Consider the following 3,377-nt stretch of genomic DNA (forward strand, 5'->3'; position numbering starts at 1 on the left):
TTTCTCACTATAGCAATCCTATAGGATTGCTATATGCCCTAATCTTTATAATTACGTCGATCTCATTGATACCGTTCAATTCTATTCCCCTTATATTCCGGTATCACTGGGTCAAGACTGACCCAAAACTGTTCACCAAACCCACTTATCTCATAGGGGCCCACGACATGCGCTCCTACTTACAATTTTTATTTACTGCTGGAGCTACCAGAACACTAGCTGAAACCGAAATGGTGTTATCCCATGTCCAAATGAGATGTAAACCTGTATGGTCTTTTGTTCTTGTTCAATAAAACTCCGGATCTCTTTGCCCTCTTTCATTTTGCCTGTTGCGTGCATGGCTTTTTAAGCAAGAAGTACGTTTACAACCCAGATACAAACGCCCTTATCTGTTCCCATAGCGTGCGCGTAGGGCTAAGGCAGTTAGCTTCAATAACCTTATATGCTAACAAGAGTTTTTCTGAAAAACTGTCCGGAATTTACTAGCCAGGGAGAGAACATTTAATTGAAGGCAAGGAAAAATTAAAGTGATGACAACATCAAGTTAATTAGAGTTAATTATGAATTTATCATCAGCTGATTTCGGTGGCTCTGAACCAATGTTACAACAGGTTGCTCCAAATGTGTGGGGGATTGTCTATCGGATTAAAATGCGATCGCTCTTTAACTCCACCTCCAACCTGGGAAATTTACTTTTATCCCATAAGCGATGCAGAGGTGCCAAAAGGGGTTTCCCCCACTCGCGCTTTGCATCAAGACATAGAGTTTTACTGTTTACATCATCACGGGGATAAATTACACAGTTTACTATCTTGTTTTTATTAATTCAATAAAGAATTAAAGTTTTATTAAAATCTCCGAAAATTAGTTTAACTATGGGATGAATTAGGCTACAGTTAAATTAAATAAAATAACTTGAATTGAACCTAGCATTACTTACTATAAAGTAGGATATTATTCATAACAGTATAAATGCTGTAATTAAGTGCTGTAATTAAGTTTAAAAAATAGCAATATTCACAAACTATTCACACATTTTTTATACAGTTAAATTGTGAATATAGGCGCATAAAAATAGGTCTAAATAAAGAGATGGTAGGCCGGATTTGGTACAAGTGGTTCGGACTAAAATTTAAATGCCTAATTGCTTACAGCAATTATAAACAATTATAAATAGGTGGCGAAATCTAGCGGGAGTAGGATGACCACACTACCAATCATTTTGGCAATCATTTTGGCAATCATTTTGGCAATCATTTTGGCTTTATAGATTTTTACCACTCGTTTATAAACCCTATCTCAAGCAATACTAGCTTACCACGAACTCTTCAAACTGATCAAATTGTTCATCTACTATACCCTGACTTTACTAAAAATAACAAGGCATGCAGAGGTGCGACCCATGGCGAATTTAATTCGCCTACGGAAAACGCACCATTACCGACCTGCGGGGGTTCCCCCCACTCGCGGTTTGCATGGCTGACAAGGTCACGGCTAATTAACCATAGAAATCTGGGCAATTACTCTCAATCCATTAATTATAAGTCCAGATAATTACCTCACTAGTTTTATATAACAGCAATAATTAATTGGAGAATAAAAAATCATGAGTTTGGATTGTACTATCTCAAAATCTTCAATTGTAGTAGCAGCTCAAGAGCAACTATCTTCTGATATTGGAGGAGAAGCAATCATCCTCGACATGAAGTCGGGAGTTTACTATGGCTTGAATACCGTAGGTGCTAGCATCTGGAATCTGATCCAGGAACCGAAAACTTTAGATGAAATTCGCAATGCACTGCTAGCAGAGTACGAAGTTGAGCCAGAAAAATGCGATCGCGATCTGTTGGCATTACTCCAAGAATTCGCAGCAGTTGGGCTAATTGAGGTAAAAGATGAAGCGGTTGCGTAAGTTCTTGCGCCTTACTAGTAGAGAACGTCAACTTGTGATTAACACGTTCATTTTACTAGGATTAATCAGACTAGGGCTATGGTTACTACCATTTCACAGATTGCGGCAACTGGTAGCAAAAATCAGTCAGCCATCACCTCAAGCTCAAAGCGTAAACCAAACTAACCTAAGCAAAATTGTCGGAGCTGTTAATCTCAGCAGTCGCTACATGCCAGGTGGTGTTAAGTGTTTAGCTAGAGCATTAACCACACAAGTACTAATGAGTCGCTGTGGTTACTCCCCTCAACTCAGAATTGGTGTTGCCAAAGGGGAGGGAGGAAAATTAGAAGCTCATGCATGGGTGGAAAACCAAGGACAGGTTGTGATCGGCTATCTCAGAGACCTTTCACGGTTTACTCCACTACCATCGTTTAAAGGAGGCAAACTATGAGTGGCATTGTAGGGATTTACTACCTCAACCAAGAACCAATAGACCGGGAAAATATTGGGCAAATGTTAGATATCCTTGCCCACCGGGGACCAGACGGAGCAGATATCTGGTGCGAGGGGTCTGTTGGTCTCGGTCATCGGATGCTTTGGACTACTCCTGAATCGCTGCTGGAAAAGTTACCTTTAGTTAATCACTCCAAAAATTTAGTGATTACTGCTGATGCTCGGATTGATAATCGAGAAGAACTGATTGTTGCTCTAGAGTTGAACGACCGTCCAGCAGAAAAAATTACCGATAGCCAACTGATATTAGCCGCTTATGAAAAATGGGGAGAGCAGTGTCCAGAAAAACTATTAGGTGACTTTGCCTTCGCTATCTGGGATAAGCACAAGCAGATCCTCTTCTGTGCTAGAGACCATGTTGGGGTTAAGCCTTTCTATTACTATCACCAATCCGGTCAAGGGTTTATTTTTGCCTCTGAAATCAAAGCACTCTTCTGTTTACCCTTCGTGCCAAAGCGTCTTAACGAAGTCAGGATGGCTGACTATGTCGCCCTGATGATGGAAGACAAAGTCATCACCACCTATGACGAGATTCTGCGGCTTCCTCCTGCTCACACCATGGTCGTTAGTCAGTCAGGAATAGAGCTAAACTGTTACTGGTCTCTAGACCCCAATCGTGAGCTAATATTAGACTCTGACGAAGCCTATGCTGAAGCATTTCGTGACATCTTTACCGAAGCAGTTCGTTGTCGTCTCCGTAGTGCTTTTGCCATTGGTTCTCACTTGAGCGGTGGATTAGATTCTTCCTCAATCACTTGTGTAGCCAGGAAACTACTGGCTGAAACAGGAGATGCTCAATTGCACAGCTTCTCCAACATTTTTGACAAAGTCACGGAATGTGATGAACGTCCCTTCATCAATGCGGTTTTAGAACAGGGTGGACTTATTCCCCACTATGTCCATGCTGATCAGTTTGGTCCGCTGTCAGACGTTGACGAAATTTGGGAGTATGAAGACGAAGCCTTACTTGGCC

Annotated in this window: 4 protein-coding genes; all 4 read left to right on the forward strand. The window is 41.1% G+C overall.

Features of this window, described 5'->3' with window-relative positions; all coding sequences use genetic code 11:
• The first annotated feature begins 560 nt into the window (after nucleotides 1–560).
• The gene (locus tag F6K20_RS30360) at nucleotides 561–794 is read left to right on the forward strand and encodes a hypothetical protein (protein ID WP_287297192.1); all 234 of its coding nucleotides are present in this window, start codon (nucleotides 561–563) and stop codon (nucleotides 792–794) included.
• An 812-nt stretch (nucleotides 795–1,606) separates the two neighbouring features.
• On the forward strand, nucleotides 1,607–1,912 hold the full coding sequence (locus tag F6K20_RS30365) for a PqqD family peptide modification chaperone (RefSeq protein WP_287297194.1): 306 nt from the start codon (nucleotides 1,607–1,609) through the stop codon (nucleotides 1,910–1,912).
• On the forward strand, nucleotides 1,896–2,342 hold the full coding sequence (locus F6K20_RS30370; protein WP_008188039.1) for a lasso peptide biosynthesis B2 protein: 447 nt from the start codon (nucleotides 1,896–1,898) through the stop codon (nucleotides 2,340–2,342). Before F6K20_RS30365 ends, F6K20_RS30370 begins: the two co-directional genes overlap by 17 nt.
• A partial coding sequence (locus tag F6K20_RS30375) for a lasso peptide isopeptide bond-forming cyclase (RefSeq protein WP_287297196.1) occupies nucleotides 2,339–3,377 on the forward strand: 1,039 nt, incomplete at its 3' end. The genes F6K20_RS30370 and F6K20_RS30375, both read left to right, overlap by 4 nt.

Origin of the sequence: Moorena sp. SIO2C4 (assembly GCF_010672485.1) — a bacterium.
GTDB lineage: Bacteria > Cyanobacteriota > Cyanobacteriia > Cyanobacteriales > Coleofasciculaceae > Moorena > Moorena producens.